Consider the following 18,798-nt stretch of genomic DNA (forward strand, 5'->3'; position numbering starts at 1 on the left):
AGGCTTGCGCCATCCGACATGGAATATAACGACCTAGCGTTTAAACGTCACCGCTTCTGGCTGGGTCAGATGCAGCGTAGTCCGAGCTGGCACAGTCTCGGCAATGACTCGCCCGTGACGAATGGAATAACGGGCAGGCGTCTGGCGACGAACTGCATCAAATCCATTCTCTGCCGGTAAAATCACCAGATTCGCGGAATTCCCCACGTTCAGACCGTAGTCCTGCAGGTGCAGGGTTTTCGCGCTGTGGGTGGTGACCAGGTTCAGCCCATCGTTAATCTGCCCGTACCCCATCAACTGGCACACGTGTAACCCCATATGCAGCACCTGCAGCATATTCGCGGTACCCAGCGGATACCACGGGTCGAAGACGTCATCATGACCGAAGCAGACGTTGATCTCCGCCTCCAGCATCTCTTTGACGCGCGTTACGCCGCGGCGTTTAGGATATGTGTCAAAGCGCCCTTGCAGGTGAATATTCACCAGTGGATTGGCGACAAAGTTAATGCCGGACATTTTCAACAGGCGGAAAAGACGGGAAGCATACGCGCCGTTATAGGAGTGCATTGCCGTGGTATGGCTGGCGGTCACGCGTTCGCCCATATTGTAGCGATGCGCCAGCGCCGCGACGGTTTCAACAAAGCGTGATTGCTCATCGTCAATTTCGTCGCAGTGCACGTCGATAAGCCTGTCGTATTTTTGCGCGAGGGCGAAAATTTTGTGCAGCGACTCCACGCCATATTCACGCGTGAATTCGAAGTGGGGGATCGCGCCAATGACATCGGCACCCAGACGCACGGCTTCCTCTAATAACGCCTCACCGTTGGGGTAAGAAAGAATACCCTCTTGCGGGAACGCCACAATCTGCAGTTCTACCCACGGAGCGACTTCTTGCTTCACCTCCAGCATGGCTTTTAGCGCCGTCAACGTAGGGTCGGAAACGTCAACGTGAGTACGGACATACTGAATGCCGTTGGCCATTTGCCACTTCAGGGTCTGCATGGCGCGCGCTTTGACGTCTTCGTGAGTGAGCATTGCCTTACGTTCGGCCCAGCGCTCAATGCCTTCAAACAATGTACCAGACTGGTTCCAGCTCGGCTCCCCCGCGGTTTGCGTGGTGTCGAGATGGATATGTGGCTCAACAAACGGGGGAATTGCCAGACCACCTTCGGCATCAAGAATTTCACCCTGTGGCAACGTAGCTGCGTCCTGAGGCTCAATCCGGCTGAAGCGCCCGTCTTCAATCGTGAGCTGCCACAATCCTTCGCGTCCCTGTAAACGCGCCTGACGAATGGTGATGTTATTATTCTGCATGGCTGACCTCTGGTGATTTAACAAGGCTGCGATTGAAAAGGGGATTCAGCAGGATATAGCTGAATACGCCGCCGAGTACGGCGTTGACGGGCACGATGCCGGGGATATAGTGGCCGGCGGCAATGCCCAGTGCAACGGACAGGATAGCTATCCAGTTTACGGAAATAAATTGCGCTTTGCTGAAGTCGGCATACCGGCGATGGTTCAGCAGATAGTCGGCGATAATCACCCCGCCAATTGGGGGAATTGCTGCCGACAGAAATGTCAGCCAGCCGACAAAGTTATTGTAAAGCCACAGCGCGCACAGTGTGCCGATAATTCCGTTAGCCACTGACAGCGTACGGCTGGAAAGGCCGGTAATATTGGCAAATCCAAGGCCTGAGGCGTATAGCGCATTGTCGTTGGTGGTCCAGATATTCAGGCCAAGCACCACAATTGCGGGCAGCAGCAGTCCCTGGGCAATCATCACGTCAGAGATATCTGCCTGTCCAACAGCGGCGGCACCCGCTGCGCCGAAAATAAACATCAGCGAATTGCCAAGGAAAAACGCCACCATGGCAATCAGCACCGCGCCTTTGGCGTTGCGGCCAAAGCGAACAAAGTCGGCAGTTAACGTCCCAGCGCTGACAAACGAGCCGACCACCAGTGCCAGCGCGGTGGAGAAATTAAGCGGCGTCTGCGGCACTATCGCTTTTAAATGATCTAAACCGCCTACATCGCTCACCGCCAGCCAGACGGAGTAGCTGCCAAGAATGACGATGGCAGGTACGGCGATGATAGATAAAACGGTCAGGGCCGAAATACCAAAAAAGATGGTCAGGGTCATCAACAGACCGGAAACCGCAATCAGGATATTGACGTCAAGCCCCGTCGCTTTGCCGACCGGGATAGCAAACATGGCTACACCCACGCCAAACCAGCCCACCTGTGTGCCGCCTAACAGCAGTGAAGGAAGCCATGAACCTTTCAAACCAAATGAGTAACGCGCCAGAAGGTGGGTTGAGAGACCTGTTTTTGCGCCGATAAAGCCGAGAAATGCAGTGTAAATACCGAGGAGAAGATTACCGAAGAGAACTGCCAGGAAGAAATCATTATAAGAAAGACCGGTACCGAGTGTGCCACCGGTCCACATACTGGCGGAAAAAAATGTGAGCCCCAACATGACAAACGTTAGTGGAATCACGCCTTTCCGCGCCGCCAGAGGGACGGGGCCCTGGCTATAATTGTTGTCCTGCGACACAACGCCTCCATGAATTTTGCCCAAAAAATCCGCCGCATAATATACAGTTCTCAGAATAAAGCAAACGTTTACGTGTGGTATTTTCTTGATAATTATTCGTGGGGTTAATGGTTCGCTGGTTTTTCTCCGTCGTCAGTGAACCACCGCGTGCGAGTTGAGTTTCCAGTATGGTTTGCGAGCGGTTTTCGAAGAATGATTCCGCATGTATTTTGCGGAGAAATATTGGCTCCCCATCCATCAGCGTCAGGCTGTGGCAGGGGAGCCAGAAGTATTACACTTCCAGGTAGTTCAGGATACCGTCCGCCGCTTTTCGACCTTCGGCAATTGCGGTAACTACCAGATCCGAACCACGCACGATGTCGCCACCGGCGAAGATTTTCGGGTTGCTGGTCTGGAAGGCGTTATCGCTGCGTTCCGGCGCAATAATACGACCCTGAGAATCCAGTTCGACGCTGTGCTCTTTCAGCCACTCCATACTGTGCGGGCGGAAGCCGAACGCCAGTAGCACCGCATCAGCCGGAACAACGTGCTCGGAACCGGCGACGATCTCCGCGCGGCGACGGCCCTTCGCATCCGGTTCGCCCATTTCGGTACGCGCCATTTTCACGCCGCATACTTTACCGTTGGCATTCACTTCCACGCCTAACGGCTGGACGTTGAACTGGAACTCTACACCTTCTTCGCGCGCGTTTTTCACTTCGCGCTTAGAACCCGGCATGTTTTCTTCGTCACGACGATAGGCGCAGATGACGTGTGCTGCGTTCTGGCGAACCGAGGTCCGCACGCAGTCCATCGCGGTATCGCCACCGCCGAGAACGACGACGCGTTTGCCTTCCATGCTGATGTACGGCTCATCGCTGCTTTCGCCAAAGCCCATCAACTGTTTAGTATTGGCGATCAGGAACGGCAGGGCATCAAATACGCCGGAAGCGTCTTCGTTTTCCAGCCCACCACGCATCGACTGATAGGTACCTACGCCAAGGAACACGGCGTCGTAATCCTTCAGCAGGGAGTCGAGCTGCACATCGCGGCCCACTTCCACATTCAGTTTGAACTCGATGCCCATGTCGGTGAAGATTTCACGACGACGGGTCATGACCTCTTTTTCCAGCTTGAAGGCCGGGATACCGAAGGTCAGCAGGCCGCCGATTTCCGGGTGACGGTCAAATACCACCGCCTTCACGCCGTTGCGGGTCAGCACGTCGGCACAGGCCAGACCCGCCGGACCCGCACCGATGATCGCGACGCGCTTGTCAGTCTGGCGCACGCCGGTCATATCCGGACGCCAGCCCATTTCGAACGCTTTATCGTTGATATAGCGCTCGATGTTGCCGATGGTCACTGCGCCGAACTCATCGTTCAGCGTACAGGATCCTTCGCACAGTCGGTCCTGCGGGCACACACGACCACAGACTTCCGGCAGGGTGTTGGTCTGGTGCGACAGTTCTGCCGCTTCAAAGATACGTCCCTCATTTGCCAGCTTCAGCCAGTTCGGGATGTAGTTATGCACCGGGCATTTCCACTCGCAGTACGGGTTGCCGCAAGACAGGCAACGGTCTGCCTGTGCTTTGGCCTGACCTTCAGAAAACGGCTCGTAGATCTCGATAAATTCGATCTTACGGATCTTCAGCGGCTTCTTCGGCGGATCAACACGCTGCAGGTCGATAAATTGGTATACGTTCTGACTCATTGCTGCTACCCCTTACTGCGCCTGCACACGCAGCTCTGCTGCGCTACGACTACGGTGACCCAACAGTGCTTTCACATCACTGGATTTTGGTTTTACCAGCGCGAATTTCGCAGAGAATGCTGGCCAGTTAGCCAGGATCTCTTCGCCGTGTGAAGAGCCGGTATGCTGGACGTGCTCGGTAATCAGACCGCGCAGGTGTTCCTCGTGAATAGCCAGCGAGTCCACGCTCAGCACTTCTACCAGTTCCGGGTTCACGCGTTTGCGGAATTCACCGTCTTCGTCGAGCACGTAGGCGAATCCGCCCGTCATACCCGCCCCGAAGTTGACGCCCGTTTTGCCGAGAATACAGACGATGCCGCCGGTCATATATTCGCAGCCGTTGTCGCCAATACCTTCAACCACGGTGATAGCCCCGGAGTTACGTACTGCAAAGCGCTCACCCGCACGACCCGCGGCAAACAGGCGGCCACCGGTGGCGCCGTACAGACAGGTGTTACCAATGATACTCGCCTCATGGCTACGGAAAGCGGAGCCAACCGGAGGACGCACTGCCAGCAGGCCGCCCGCCATGCCTTTACCGACATAGTCGTTGGCATCGCCGGTCAGATACAGCTCCACGCCGCCTGCGTTCCACACGCCGAAGCTCTGGCCTGCGGTACCGCTGAAGTGCGCTTTGATCGGGTCAGATGCCAGCCCCTGATCGCCATGCGTTTGAGCGATATAGCCCGACAGTGACGCGCCGACTGAACGGTCGGTGTTGCGGATATCGAACCAGAAGGTTTTGCTCTGGCGCTCGTCGACATACGGTTTCGCCTGCTGTAACAGTTGGGCGTTCAGTACGCCGTTATCAAACGGCGGGTTGTTCTCGGTGCAATGCAGCGCTTTACCCGGATGTGGTTCAGCGGTTTCCAGCAGACGATACAGCTCCAGCTTCTGCTGTTTGGCGGTAAATCCTTCCAGCTCTTTGAGCAGGTCGGTACGACCAATAAGATCCACCAGACGTTTCACGCCCAGCTCGGCCATCAGCTCGCGCACTTCGCGGGCGATAAATTCAAAGTAGTTGGTCACTTTGAACGGCAGGCCGTGATAGTGGTTCTTACGCAGTTTGTCGTCCTGAGTCGCCACGCCGGTTGCACAGTTGTTCAGGTGGCAAATACGCAGGTATTTACAGCCCAACGCCACCATCGGACCGGTGCCGAAACCAAAGCTTTCCGCACCCAGAATCGCCGCTTTAATGATATCGACGCCGGTTTTCAGACCGCCATCGACCTGCAGACGAATCTTGTGACGCAGGCCGTTAGCCACCAGCGCCTGCTGGGTTTCCACCAGACCCAGTTCCCACGGGCAGCCCGCATATTTCACGGAGGAGAGCGGGCTTGCGCCGGTGCCGCCGTCGTAGCCAGCAATGGTGATAAGGTCCGCATAGGCTTTCGCCACGCCAGTGGCGATGGTGCCAACGCCCGGTTCGGAAACCAGCTTGACCGAGATCATCGCTTTCGGGTTGACCTGTTTGAGGTCGAAAATCAGCTGCGCTAAGTCCTCGATAGAGTAGATATCGTGGTGCGGCGGCGGGGAGATCAGCGTCACCCCCGGCACCGAATAGCGCAGTTTGGCGATGTACGGGGTGACTTTATCACCTGGTAACTGACCGCCTTCGCCAGGCTTCGCGCCCTGAGCGACTTTAATCTGAATAACATCGGCGTTGACCAGATACGCCGGGGTTACGCCAAAGCGACCAGAAGCAACCTGCTTAATCCGCGACACCTTGTTAGTGCCGTAGCGCGCCGGGTCTTCGCCGCCTTCACCGGAGTTCGAGTTACCGCCGATGCTGTTCATAGCTTCGGCCAGCGCTTCGTGTGCTTCCGGGCTTAATGCGCCGATGGACATGGCTGCGGTATCAAAGCGTTTAAACAGTTCGGTTGCAGGTTCGACTTCGTTAATGCTTACGGCTTCATCGCCAGGCGTAATCGCCAGCAGGTCGCGCAGCGTGGCCGCTGGACGCTCATTGACCAGCCGGGCATATTCCTGATAGTCACTGTATTCACCGCTTTGTACCGCCTGTTGCAGCGTGCGTACCACGTCCGGGTTGTAGGCGTGGTATTCGCCCCCGTGGACGTATTTCAGCAAACCGCCCTGGCTGATGGGTTTACGCGCCAGCCATGCATGTTTGGAAAGATTCAGCAGATCCTGCTGGAAGTCGGTAAACCCTGCGCCGCTGATGCGGCTGACCACGCCCTGGAAACACAGCGCAACGACATCATCATGCAGACCAACGGCTTCAAACAGCTTCGAGCAGCGGTAAGAGGCGATGGTCGAGATGCCCATCTTGGACATGATTTTGTACAGACCTTTGTTGATGCCGTTACGGTAGTTCAGCATCACAGTCCGGTAATCTTTGGCAATCGCCTGAGTGTCGATCAACCGTCCCAGCGTTTCATACGCGAGATACGGATAAATGGCCGTCGCGCCAAAGCCGAGCAGGACAGCAAAATGGTGCGGGTCACGGGCACTGGCGGTTTCAACGATGATGTTGGCATCGCAACGCAGGCTTTGTTCAACCAGACGCGTTTGCACTGCGCCTACGGCCATCGGCGCCGGAACCGGCAGGCGGTTTTTGGCGATGTTACGGTCAGAGAGCACCAGCAGTACGGTGCCGTTACGCACCATCTGTTCGGCTTTATCACACAGGGCTTTGACGGTCTCTTCGAGCGTGGTTTCGGTCACGTCGAAGGTAATATCCAGTCGATCGGCGCGATAATGCTCCTCTTTCATGGTCGTCAGTTGGGTGAAATCGGAGTACAGCAGGATCGGCGATTTAAAGCTCAGGCGGTGTGCCTGGCCTTCGGCTTCGCAGAAGACATTCATCTCACGACCGATGCTGGTGGCCAGCGACATAACGTGCGCTTCACGCAGCGGGTCGATCGGCGGGTTAGTCACCTGCGCGAACTGCTGGCGGAAGTAGTCATAAATGATGCGCGGCTGGCTGGAGAGCACGGCAAACGGGGTATCATCACCCATTGAACCGACCGCTTCCTGACCATTTTCGCCGAGCACGCGGATTACGGAATCCAGCTCTTCGGCGCTGTAGTTAAACTGTTTTTGGTAGCTGGCGAGGGTGTCATCGTCCAGTTCACGGCTGCCGACCTGATCGTCAGCCAGATCTTCGAACGGCACCAGACGACGGACGTTCTTCTCCATCCACTCTTTGTACGGATGACGACTTTTCAAATCGTCATCGGTTTCGGCAGAGTGCAGAATGCGCCCGCTGCGGGTATCGATAACCATCAGCTCGCCAGGCCCGACACGGCCTTTCTCAACCACTTCATCCGGTTGATAATCCCAGATCCCAACTTCAGAAGCGCAGGTAATCAGCTTGTCTTTGGTGATGACGTAGCGCGCCGGACGCAGGCCGTTTCGGTCGAGGTTACAGGCGGCAAAGCGACCGTCGGACATGACGATGCCAGCCGGGCCGTCCCACGGCTCCATGTGCATGGAGTTAAAGTCAAAGAATGCGCGCAGCTCCGGATCCATATCCGGGTTGTTCTGCCAGGCCGGCGGCACCAGTAAGCGCATGGCACGGATGATGTCCATCCCGCCTGCCAGCAGCAGTTCCAGCATGTTATCCATTGAACTTGAGTCGGAGCCGGTTTCGTTAACGAACGGCGCAGCGTCGTGCAGATCCGGGATCAAAGGCGTCTGGAATTTATAGGTACGTGCGCGTGCCCACTGGCGGTTGCCGGTGATGGTGTTGATTTCACCGTTGTGCGCCAGGTAGCGGAACGGCTGCGCCAGCGGCCAACGTGGTACGGTGTTAGTGGAGAAACGCTGGTGGAACAGGCAGATGGCCGATTCCAGACGCAGGTCCGCGAGGTCCAGGTAAAAGCGCGGCAGATCCGCCGGCATACACAGACCTTTATAGATATTGACCAGGTTCGACAAGCTACAGACGTAAAAGTCTTTATCTTCCTGGAGACGTTTTTCAATACGACGGCGCGCGATGAACAGGCGGCGTTCCATATCACGCGGGCGCCAGCCCGCAGGGGCGTTGACAAAAATTTGCTCGATACGAGGCAGGGAGGAGAGCGCAATTTCACCGAGAACACCTTCGTTGGTCGGCACGTCGCGCCAGCCGACAATCGACAGGGTCTCCTGCTGTAATTCTTCTTCAACAATGCGACGAGAAGCCGCGGCCAGCTCAGCGTCTTTATTTAAAAAGATCATGCCGACGGCGTAGTTTTTGGCTAAACGCCAGCCGCGCTCTTGCGCCACGATGCGGAAAAAGCGGTCCGGTTTTTGTAACAGCAGGCCGCAACCATCGCCGGTTTTTCCATCGGCAAGAATTGCGCCACGGTGCTGCATACGGGCCAGTGCGTGTATGGCGGTACGCACTACCTTGTGGCTAGGTTCGCCTTCTATGTGGGCGATCAGGCCGAAACCACAGTTATCCCTCTCAAGGGATTTATCGTACAACATATCAGTGAACCTCCCCAGGCTCTGCGGGATTCCCATCTGGACCGTTGCGCACGGGCACACCAAGAGCATGGCGACGGGGTTTGCGTGTCATACGCTTACCTCGCATTCGCCCTCTTTATCCTTTTCGCACAGGTCAAACAAGTTTGAGGACTTGCTTCAGAGGGAATCTCAATTACTGCATAAATATGATGAGCAGACTGCTCATCCAGAAAGCTTCCAGCGGATTTCCAAGTTATCGGGAATCCACACACAGGTCAAATGGCAATCTTATTTATGCAAAAATGTGCTATGGGGTAATTAAATTTATGAATTTATTGAAATAAAAGGGTTTTTTACATTGATTTAACCTGAGGGGAATGCCCTGGGAAGTGTGATCTGTCTCACTGTCAGAAAGGCCGGATATCTCTCGTCCTGCCTTTGTTTATCGAGATGCTTGGCATTTTATGCTGGTTTTTAAAGTTTTGGCGTCTTAAAGATACTGTTTTTACGCTGAGAGTATAAGAAGATAAAAAAAACTGCCGGATATAAGGAAAAGTAATTATATTTCGAGTGAATGAAATTCCGATTATTTTGATTTGTTATGCAATAAATAAAGGCTCGCCAGGGCGATTGATCCAGGTCATCGCCGACTGGGGTAAAAAATGGCAGGCTTTGGCCTCTTTTCAAGGCGCGGTCTACCAGATTATGCAGTTACAGAAATTAGTCAATATGTTTGGTGGGGATCTTTCTCGCCGTTATGGGCAAAAGGTTCATAAACTCACGCTACACGGCGGTTTTAGCTGTCCAAATCGTGATGGCACCATCGGTCGCGGCGGATGCACTTTCTGTAATGTGGCCTCATTTGCTGATGAAGCGCAGCAGCACCATTCCATTGCTGAGCAGCTTGAGCATCAGGCACATCTGGTCAATCGCGCGAAACGCTATTTGGCCTATTTCCAGGCCTATACCAGCACCTTTGCTGAAGTGCAGGTGCTGCGTTCGATGTATCAACAGGCGATCAGCCAGGCCAACATTGTCGGGTTATGCGTTGGCACACGTCCCGACTGCGTGCCGGATGCGGTACTCGACCTGCTTTGCGAGTATAAAGACCTCGGCTATGAGGTTTGGCTGGAGCTCGGTCTGCAAACTGCGCATGACAAAACCCTGCACCGCATTAACCGCGGCCATGATTTCGCTTGCTACCAGAACACCACGCGGCTGGCGCGCGAGCGCGGGCTGAAGGTCTGCTCACACTTGATTGTTGGTCTGCCGGGAGAGGGGCAGGCGGAATGTCTGCAAACCATGGAGCGTGTGGTGGAGACGGGCGTTGACGGTATTAAGCTGCATCCGCTGCATATTGTGAAAGGCAGTACGATGGCGAAAGCCTGGGAGGCCGGGCGACTGAACGGAATTGAGCTGGACGACTATACGGTTACCGCCGGGGAGATGATCCGCCATACGCCGCCAGAGGTGATTTATCATCGCATTTCTGCCAGCGCGCGCCGCCCAACGCTGTTGGCGCCGCTCTGGTGCGAAAACCGTTGGACCGGGATGGTCGAACTGGACAAATACCTTAACGAGCATGGCGTGCAAGGCTCGGCGCTGGGTACGCCGTGGGTACAGCCGGAGAGCTAATCTTCTGTAGGTCGGACGCCGGATAAGGCAAATCCGGCATCAGGCAATCTGCGTCTGCTTGCCTGATGGCGCTTCGCTTATCAGGCCTACGATGAACCACTCCCCGGTCATTTCACCGATAACCTCCGCATTTCTTGCACAATCTTCAACGTCACGCCGAGAATTGAGTATTATTGTGCCAAGTTGTCGTGAAGGAACTCTCTATGAAGCAAATCCGTATGCTGGCGCAATATTACGTCGACCTGATGATGAAGTTGGGTCTGGTGCGCTTTTCGCTGCTATTGGCGCTGGCTCTGGTCGTGTTGGCAATTGTGGTGCAGATGGCTGTCACCATGGTGCTGCACGGCCAGGTAGAAAGCATTGATGTTATCCGTTCTATCTTTTTTGGTCTGTTAATTACTCCCTGGGCCGTCTATTTCCTGTCAGTGGTGGTGGAGCAACTGGAAGAGTCCCGGCAGCGCCTGTCACGACTGGTACAAAAGCTGGAAGAGATGCGCGAGCGCGATCTCAAGCTCAATGTGCAGTTGAAAGACAATATTGCCCAGCTCAATCAGGAAATTGTTGAGCGCGAAAAAGCCGAAGCGGAGCGCCAGGAAACGTTCGAGCAGCTGAAGGTCGAAATTAAAGAGCGTGAGGAAGCGCAGATCCAGCTTGAGCAACAGTCTTCCTTCTTACGCTCTTTCCTCGATGCCTCGCCGGATCTGGTTTTTTATCGTAATGAAGATAAAGAATTTTCCGGCTGTAACCGCGCCATGGAACTGCTGACCGGCAAAAGCGAAAAGCAATTGGTGAATTTAAAACCTGCTGATGTTTACTCCCCTGAGGCGGCTGAAAAGGTTATTGAAACCGACGAGAAGGTATTCCGTCATAACGTTTCGCTCACCTACGAACAGTGGCTGGACTACCCGGACGGACGCAAAGCCTGCTTTGAAATTCGCAAGGTGCCTTACTATGACCGCGTAGGTAAGCGACATGGCCTGATGGGCTTTGGGCGTGATATTACCGAGCGTAAGCGTTATCAGGACGCGCTTGAGCGCGCCAGCCGCGATAAGACCACCTTCATTTCAACTATCAGTCACGAGCTGCGCACCCCGCTTAACGGTATTGTCGGCTTAAGCCGGATCTTGTTGGATACGGACCTGACCGCTGAGCAGGAAAAATACCTGAAAACTATCCACGTCTCTGCCGTGACGCTGGGGAATATTTTCAACGATATTATCGATATGGATAAGATGGAGCGACGTAAAGTCCAGCTCGATAACCAGCCTGTTGATTTCACCAGTTTTATGGCGGATCTGGAAAACCTCTCTGGCCTGCAGGCGCAGCAAAAGGGGCTGCGTTTTGTGCTTGAACCAACGCTGCCGCTGCCGCATAAGGTCATTACCGACGGCACGCGTTTGCGACAGATTCTGTGGAATCTGATCAGCAATGCCGTGAAGTTTACCCAGCAGGGGCAGGTGACCGTGCGCGCGCGCTATGACCAGGGGAACATGCTGCATTTCGAGGTTGAAGATTCCGGGATCGGCATTCCGCAGGATGAGCAGGATAAAATCTTCGCCATGTATTATCAGGTTAAGGACAGCAACGGCGGCAAACCGGCAACGGGAACCGGGATTGGACTGGCCGTATCGAAGCGTCTGGCGAAAAACATGGGCGGTGATATTACGGTCTCAAGCCAGGCTGGCAAAGGTTCCATCTTTACGCTGACCGTGCATGCGCCTGCGGTAGCGGAAGAGATTGAAGACGCTTTTGAAGACGATGACATGCCGCTGCCCGCCCTGAATGTGCTGCTGGTGGAAGACATTGAACTGAACGTTATTGTCGCACGTTCAGTGCTGGAAAAACTGGGCAACAGCGTGGATGTCGCCATGACCGGGAAAGCCGCGCTGGAAATGTTCACGCCGGGCGAATATGACCTGGTGCTGCTGGATATTCAGCTACCGGATATGACCGGCCTGGATATCTCGCGCGAGCTGACGCAAAAATATGCCCGTGAGGACCTGCCGCCGCTGGTTGCGCTTACCGCCAACGTCCTGAAAGATAAAAAAGAGTATCTGGACGCGGGAATGGACGACGTGCTGAGTAAGCCGCTGTCGGTTCCAGCGTTAACCGCCATGATTAAAAAATACTGGGATACCCGAAACAAAGAGGAGAGCACTGTGACATCTGAAGAGAGCAGTAAATCGCAAGCGCTGTTAGATATTCCTATGTTGGAACAATACCTCGAGCTGGTGGGACCGAAGTTAATTACCGACGGGCTGGCGGTGTTTGAGAAGATGATGCCGGGATATTTGAGCGTGCTGGAGTCAAATCTGACCGCTCGGGACAAAAAAGGCGTTGTTGAGGAAGGCCATAAAATTAAAGGCGCGGCAGGTTCTGTTGGGCTGCGCCACCTGCAACAGTTAGGCCAGCAGATCCAGTCGCCGGATCTTCCTGCCTGGGAAGATAATGTTGCTGAATGGATTGAAGAGATGAAGCAGGAGTGGCAGCACGATGTGGCGGTATTGAAGGCCTGGGTGGCGAGCGTGGAAAAAAAATGACCCCGGCTTAACCGGGGTGCGCGAATACTGCGCCAACACCAGGGAAATCGTGGCTGCGCCGTAAATTATTATCATTATTTACAAGGGCGCAGCCCTAATTTTCAGGCCGCACGCAGTTAAGATAGCAAATCTTAAATAATTTGTTACATGAATCAGTTAAATGTGTGAAGCGTAGCATTTAAATCATAATAACTAATATGTTTCAGCCAGCTTAGAAAAGGAGTATCGCGATGAAAAAAGTGGGTGTAGTGCTCAGCGGATGCGGCGTGTATGACGGCGCAGAGATCCATGAAACGGTTCTCACACTTCTGGCCATTGCCCGCAACGGCGCTCAGGCTGTCTGTTTCGCACCGGATAAACAACAAGCGGATGTGATTAATCATCTGACCGGCGAGCCGATGCCGGAAACGCGTAATGTGCTGATTGAAGCCGCACGTATTACACGCGGCGAGATTCGCCCGCTGGCTCAGGCAGTCTCAACGGAACTGGACGCGTTGATAGTGCCTGGCGGGTTTGGCGCGGCTAAAAATCTGAGCAATTTTGCCAGTCAGGGCAGTGAATGCCGGGTTGACAGTGATTTAGCTGCGCTGGCGCTGGCTATGCATCAGGCGGGTAAGCCACTGGGATTTATGTGCATTGCGCCCGCCATGTTACCTAAAATTTTTGACTTTCCGCTGCGTCTGACCATCGGTACTGATATCGATACGGCAGAGGTGCTGGAAGAGATGGGCGCTGAGCATGTGCCTTGTCCGGTTGATGACATTGTCGTCGATGAAGACAACAAAATTGTCACTACGCCTGCCTATATGCTGGCGCAGGATATCGCTCAGGCTGCGAGTGGTATCGATAAACTGGTATCGCGTGTACTGGTGCTGGCTGAATGAGAAAAGGCGTTACCGCTTTTCTGCGGCGTATCTTTCTGCGGACGGTCGTTGTCCTCGCTGTATTCTGGGGCGGGGGCATCGCACTTTTCAGCGTGATGCCGGTGCCGTTCTCGGCGGTAATGGTCGAGCGGCAACTGGGTGCATGGCTGTCTGGTGATTTCGGTTATGTGGCGCACTCGGACTGGGTGAGCATGGATGAGATCTCTGTGTGGATGGGGCTGGCGGTGATTGCCGCAGAGGACCAGAAGTTTCCCGAGCACTGGGGATTTGATGTCTCCGCCATAGAGAAAGCGCTGGCGCACAACGAACGTAATGAGAACCGTATTCGCGGGGCGTCGACGTTATCGCAACAGACGGCGAAAAACCTCTTTCTGTGGGATGGACGTAGCTGGGTGCGTAAGGGCCTTGAAGCCGGGCTAACGCTGGGTATGGAAACTGTCTGGAGCAAGAAACGTATTCTGACCGTCTATCTGAACGTTGCGGAGTTTGGCGATGGAATTTTTGGCGTGGAGGCCGCTGCGCAGCACTATTTCCATAAGCCAGCCAGCCGGCTGAGTTTGTCTGAAGCGGCCTTGCTGGCGGCGGTGTTACCCAATCCTATGCGTTTTAAGGCGAATGCGCCTTCTGGTTATGTACGTAGCCGTCAGGCGTGGATTATGCGACAAATGCGCCAGTTAGGCGGTGAGTCGTTTATGCGGGAACATAAGCTGTATTAGCTGAGTTATTGCCGGATGCGGCGTAAACGCCTTATCCGGCCTACTGGCTACGTTCTGTGTACTCGATTAATCTTCGTCAAAGCCTGAGTTAAACAGGGCAATTACCGCTGCCAGGGCTTCAACTTCCTGTGGACCCGTGGCTTCAACTTCTATCTGACGCCCTTTGGCGGAGTCCAGCATCAGCAGAGCGATAACGCTGTTGGCCTCGGCTTCCGTTCCTTCATCATTACGCAGCAACACTTCTGCTTCGAAGCCCTGCATCAATTCAAACAGTTTCATGGCTGGGCGGGCATGCATACCCAGCTTATTCGTGATTTCAACGGTTTGCTTCACGGTCATGATTTACGTTTTTCCAGCGTGCGATGGCGTGACTGCACGTTTTTACCGCGTGAGCGGAAGTAGTCAGCCAGCTGCTCTGCAATATACACCGAACGGTGCTTCCCGCCGGTACAGCCGATGGCTACGGTGAGGTAGCTGCGGTTGTTGGTCTCCAGCATGGGTAACCATAGCTCAAGATAGCTGCGAGTCTGGTAGATAAAATTGTGTACTTCTGTGTGCCTGTCGAGGAAGGCTGCGACGGGGCGGTCAAGACCGGTCATCGGGCGCAGCTTCGGATCCCAGTGCGGGTTAGGCAGGAAGCGCACGTCAAAGACGTAATCCGCGTCAATCGGGATACCGTGTTTGAAACCAAAGGATTCGAATACCATCGTCAATTCGCGTTCACGCTTGCCCAGCAGTCGGGTACGTAACATTTCCGCCAGTTCGTGCACGGACATTTCGGAGGTATCAACGATCAGGTCAGCGCGAGAGCGCAGGGGCTCCAGCAAATCGCTTTCCTTATCGATAGCACTTTCCAGAGATAAGTTCTTGCTGGAAAGCGGATGCAGGCGACGGGTGTCGCTGTAGCGGCGAATCAGGGTGTTGCGATCGGCGTCAAGGAACAGCAACTGCGGTGAGAAGCCTTCAGGCAGGTTGTTCATCGCCTGCTCGAAAATTTCCGGGGACTCAGGCATGTTGCGCACATCAATGCTGACGGCCGCAGAAATCTGGCGATCGGCCAGAGTACGAGCCAGATCGGGCAACAGCACTACGGGAAGGTTATCCACGCAGTAAAAACCCATATCTTCCAGCGCACGCAGGGCGACAGATTTACATGACCCCGAACGACCGCTGACGATCATCAGTACCATGTACTGTTTCTCCTCACAACGACAAAAAAGGATGCCATTGGGTTGTTATGCCTCATCCTGTCCACCTTCGGTGTCCGTGATGATTTGATACAACTCCTGGTCACTCTGTGCGGCGCGCAGGCGGCGGCAGATGGTTTTATCTGCCAGACGTTTGGCGACCAGTGACAACGTATGCAAATGCGTCTTGGTTTGGTCTGCCGGAACCAGTAGAGCAAAAAGCAGATCGACGGGTTGATTATCAATGGCGTCGAAAGCAATAGGCGTTTCAAGTTGCACAAACACGCCAACCGCGCGCATCGTGTCTTCTTCCAGCTTTCCGTGCGGAATAGCAATACCATTACCGATGCCGGTACTGCCCATTTTTTCACGCGTCAGAATGGCTTCAAATACCACCTGAGAGGGCAAGCTGAGCTGTTTTGCCGCCAGTTCACTGATGATTTCCAGTGCGCGTTTTTTGCTTTGGCAGTGAACGGCCGCGCGTGTACATTCCTGGTTAAGAACATTGCTCAGTTGTAGAGTCGTATCGTTATTTGTCATAATTTCACCTAAGCGCTAACTGTACAAATGGCCTGTTGTGCTACACAACAGGCCGTCCTGCACCCGCTAACTGCCCGGACAAGTTAGTGCTGTTTCAGTTTATCTTTATGTTTTGTTAACTGCCGAGCCAGTTTATCAATTAAACCGTCAATGGCGGCGTACATATCCTGACCTTCCGCGCTGGCATGAATTTCGCCACCGTTCACATGCAGTGTTGCGTCCGAGATATGTGTAACCTTCTCCACTTTCAACACAATATAGACCTGATTAATCCGGTCGAAATATTGTTCAAGCTTGGCGAATTTTGTATTCACAAAATCGCGCAGGGCTTCCGTGATTTCGACGTTGTTTCCAGTGATGTTGAGCTGCATAGTGTCTTCCTTATCGGTTGGGTCAGACCAGCTGTTTGCGCTGGTTAGACGGCGGAATGGATAAAGACTCTCGGTACTTCGCAACGGTGCGGCGTGCCACCATGATACCCTGTTCTGACAGCATAGAGGTTAACTTGCTGTCACTCAGCGGTTTCGCGGGGTTTTCCGCAGCAATTAATTTCTTCACCAACGCACGGATAGCTGTGGACGAGGCTTCGCCTCCGCCTTCAGTGTTAACGTGACTGGAAAAGAAATACTTCAATTCAAAAATGCCGCGCGGACTGTGCAGATACTTTTGCGTGGTCACTCGGGAAATGGTCGATTCGTGCATCTCGACGGCCTGGGCGATATCCGCCAGCACCATCGGTTTCATAAACTCTTCGCCTTGCTCAAAGAAGGCTTGCTGCTGTTCAACGATGCAGCGACTGACGCGCAGCAGCGTATCATTGCGACTTTCCAGGCTTTTAATCAGCCACTTCGCATCCTGCAGATTGCTACGAATAAACTGGCTGTCAGCATCGTTGCGCGCGCTGTTGCACATGGCGGCGTAATGCTGGTTAATCTGCAGCCGTGGAATACTGTCGCCGTTGAGTTCGACCACCCAGCGATCGTTATGCTTACGCACCAGCACATCCGGGATGACGTATTCCGGTTCGCCGGTTTGGATCGACTGTCCTGGGCGGGGATCGAGCGACTGGATGAGGTTGACGGCTTCTTTCAGCACATCTTCTTTCAGCCGGGTCACGCGCATCAGCGTGCGGAAGTCATGATTGGCTAACAGATCGAGATGATCGCTGATGATCAGGCGCGCTTCTTCCAGCCACGGCGTGGCTTTATCAAACTGTGAAAGTTGAATCAGTAAGCAGTCGCGGAGATCTTTGGCCGCTACGCCCACGGGATCAAAACGCTGAACGCGTTTAAGCACGGCTTCGATTTCGTCCATACCGACGTCGTCATCGCCCATGCTTTCGAGAATATCGTCCAGGGTTACGGTGAGATAACCGGTTTCGTCTACCGCATCAACGATGGATGTCGCAATGGCGCGATCGGTATCCGAGAACGGGGTCAGCTCCACTTGCCACATCAGGTAATCCTGCAGCGATTGCGTGGTCTCACCCTGGTACACAGGCAGTTCGTCGTCGATGTAATCTCCGCTGGTGCCAGAAGGCGTACCGGCGGTGTAAATTTCATCCCAACTGGCGTCAAGCGGTAGTTCCTCTGGCATCTCTTTTTGTTCGAGAGCATCTGCGGTGTCGAGGGATTCGCTGTCCTGTTTTTCCTGGGTATCAATTTCGTCGTGAAGATCGGTTTGCTCGAGCAGTGGGTTACTTTCCAGCGCTTGCTGAAGTTCTTGCTGAAGTTCCAGCGTGGACAGCTGCAACAGACGGATAGCCTGTTGTAGCTGAGGCGTCATCGCCAGTTGTTGGCTAAGCCTGAGTTGCAAACCTTGCTTCATGTTCAGAGTTGTTCTCTCCTGCGGTGACGTGAAGTCTTCTACCCTATCAGAGTCTGAAGTCTTCCCCAAGGTATACGCGCTTAACGTGCTCATCCTGCAGTATTTCTGTTGGCGTGCCGTGCGCGATCAGGTGGCCCTGACTCACGATATAGGCGCGCTCACACACTGCCAGCGTTTCGCGAACGTTATGGTCGGTAATCAGCACCCCAAGCCCGCTGTCGCGCAGGTGTTCGATGATTCGTTTGATATCAATAACGGAAATCGGGTCAACACCGGCAAACGGTTCATCCAGCAGGATAAATTTCGGATTAGCCGCCAGTGCCCGGGCGATCTCCACGCGGCGTCGTTCACCACCGGAGAGCGACTGACCTAAGCTGTCGCGCAGGTGTTCGATGTGGAATTCTTCCATCAGCTCGTTAGCGCGATCTTCGCGCTGCTCGCTGGTCAGATCGTCGCGAATTTGCAGCACCGCCATCAGGTTATCAAACACGCTCAGGCGACGGAAAATAGACGCTTCCTGCGGCAAATAGCCGATGCCGCGACGCGCGCGCGCATGCAGAGGCAGCAGGCTGATGTCTTCGTCATCAATGATAATGTTGCCCGCATCGCGCGGGACAATGCCGACTACCATGTAAAAGGTCGTTGTCTTACCCGCACCGTTAGGACCGAGCAAACCGACAATCTCCCCGGAGTTGACGGTCAGACTGACATCTTCCACTACACGGCGGCCCTTATAGGCTTTTGCAAGGTTCTTTGCAGTTAATGTTGCCATA

Annotated in this window: 14 protein-coding genes; 4 read left to right on the forward strand and 10 right to left on the reverse strand. The window is 54.2% G+C overall.

All coding sequences use genetic code 11. From position 1 onward, the window contains the following. Positions 1-33: 33 nt before the first annotated feature. The 4 genes from OGV80_RS15915 to gltB form a co-directional block, all read right to left on the reverse strand. Complete coding sequence (locus tag OGV80_RS15915) at positions 34-1,314, reverse strand: cytosine deaminase (RefSeq protein ID WP_075145572.1); 1,281 nt, start codon at positions 1,312-1,314, stop codon at positions 34-36. Beyond that, entirely contained in the window at positions 1,304-2,554 is a 1,251-nt protein-coding gene (codB, locus tag OGV80_RS15920; RefSeq protein ID WP_043017806.1) for a cytosine permease, read from the reverse strand. Before codB ends, OGV80_RS15915 begins: the two co-directional genes overlap by 11 nt. 271 nt (positions 2,555-2,825) lie before the next feature. Next, positions 2,826-4,244: a glutamate synthase small subunit gene (locus OGV80_RS15925; RefSeq protein ID WP_003828781.1), complete on the reverse strand. Its 1,419-nt coding sequence runs from the start codon at positions 4,242-4,244 to the stop codon at positions 2,826-2,828. Between the two features lie 12 nt (positions 4,245-4,256). Then, on the reverse strand, positions 4,257-8,717 hold the full coding sequence (gltB, locus tag OGV80_RS15930) for a glutamate synthase large subunit (protein ID WP_123915741.1): 4,461 nt from the start codon (positions 8,715-8,717) through the stop codon (positions 4,257-4,259). A gap of 684 nt (positions 8,718-9,401) precedes the next feature. On the opposite strand from gltB, the gene mnmL reads away from it, so the two are divergent. The 4 genes from mnmL to mtgA all read left to right on the forward strand — a co-directional run bounded on the left by mnmL (position 9,402) and on the right by mtgA (position 14,471). After that, positions 9,402-10,331, forward strand: coding sequence for a tRNA modification radical SAM protein MnmL/YtqA (gene mnmL / locus OGV80_RS15935; RefSeq protein ID WP_100194892.1), 930 nt, complete (start codon positions 9,402-9,404; stop codon positions 10,329-10,331). A gap of 203 nt (positions 10,332-10,534) precedes the next feature. Continuing rightward, positions 10,535-12,871 (forward strand): aerobic respiration two-component sensor histidine kinase ArcB, encoded by a 2,337-nt coding sequence (gene arcB / locus OGV80_RS15940; RefSeq protein WP_043017804.1) that lies wholly within the window; start codon positions 10,535-10,537, stop codon positions 12,869-12,871. 230 nt (positions 12,872-13,101) lie between these two features. Next, entirely contained in the window at positions 13,102-13,755 is a 654-nt protein-coding gene (gene elbB, locus OGV80_RS15945; protein ID WP_200001384.1) for an isoprenoid biosynthesis glyoxalase ElbB, read from the forward strand. Then, positions 13,752-14,471: a monofunctional biosynthetic peptidoglycan transglycosylase gene (mtgA, locus tag OGV80_RS15950; protein WP_047408325.1), complete on the forward strand. Its 720-nt coding sequence runs from the start codon at positions 13,752-13,754 to the stop codon at positions 14,469-14,471. Before elbB ends, mtgA begins: the two co-directional genes overlap by 4 nt. Positions 14,472-14,537: 66 nt before the next feature. Here the strand turns inward: mtgA and npr are convergent, their stop codons facing one another. The 6 genes from npr to lptB all read right to left on the reverse strand — a co-directional run bounded on the left by npr (position 14,538) and on the right by lptB (position 18,797). Further along, entirely contained in the window at positions 14,538-14,810 is a 273-nt protein-coding gene (npr, locus tag OGV80_RS15955) for a PTS phosphocarrier protein NPr (RefSeq protein ID WP_003828770.1), read from the reverse strand. Next, positions 14,807-15,661: an RNase adapter RapZ gene (rapZ, locus tag OGV80_RS15960; RefSeq protein ID WP_286515296.1), complete on the reverse strand. Its 855-nt coding sequence runs from the start codon at positions 15,659-15,661 to the stop codon at positions 14,807-14,809. Before rapZ ends, npr begins: the two co-directional genes overlap by 4 nt. Positions 15,662-15,706: 45 nt before the next feature. Then, positions 15,707-16,198 (reverse strand): PTS IIA-like nitrogen regulatory protein PtsN, encoded by a 492-nt coding sequence (ptsN, locus tag OGV80_RS15965; protein WP_006687857.1) that lies wholly within the window; start codon positions 16,196-16,198, stop codon positions 15,707-15,709. Positions 16,199-16,281: 83 nt separating this feature from the next. Beyond that, on the reverse strand, positions 16,282-16,569 hold the full coding sequence (gene hpf, locus OGV80_RS15970; protein WP_003025078.1) for a ribosome hibernation promoting factor: 288 nt from the start codon (positions 16,567-16,569) through the stop codon (positions 16,282-16,284). A gap of 22 nt (positions 16,570-16,591) precedes the next feature. Then, the gene (rpoN, locus tag OGV80_RS15975) at positions 16,592-18,025 is read right to left on the reverse strand and encodes an RNA polymerase factor sigma-54 (protein ID WP_043017801.1); all 1,434 of its coding nucleotides are present in this window, start codon (positions 18,023-18,025) and stop codon (positions 16,592-16,594) included. 46 nt (positions 18,026-18,071) lie between these two features. Continuing rightward, positions 18,072-18,797, reverse strand: coding sequence for an LPS export ABC transporter ATP-binding protein (lptB, locus tag OGV80_RS15980; protein ID WP_003828761.1), 726 nt, complete (start codon positions 18,795-18,797; stop codon positions 18,072-18,074). Between the last annotated feature and the right edge of the window lies 1 nt (position 18,798).

Source organism: Citrobacter sp. Ce119 (assembly GCF_030334525.1).
GTDB classification, from domain to species: domain Bacteria; phylum Pseudomonadota; class Gammaproteobacteria; order Enterobacterales; family Enterobacteriaceae; genus Citrobacter; species Citrobacter europaeus.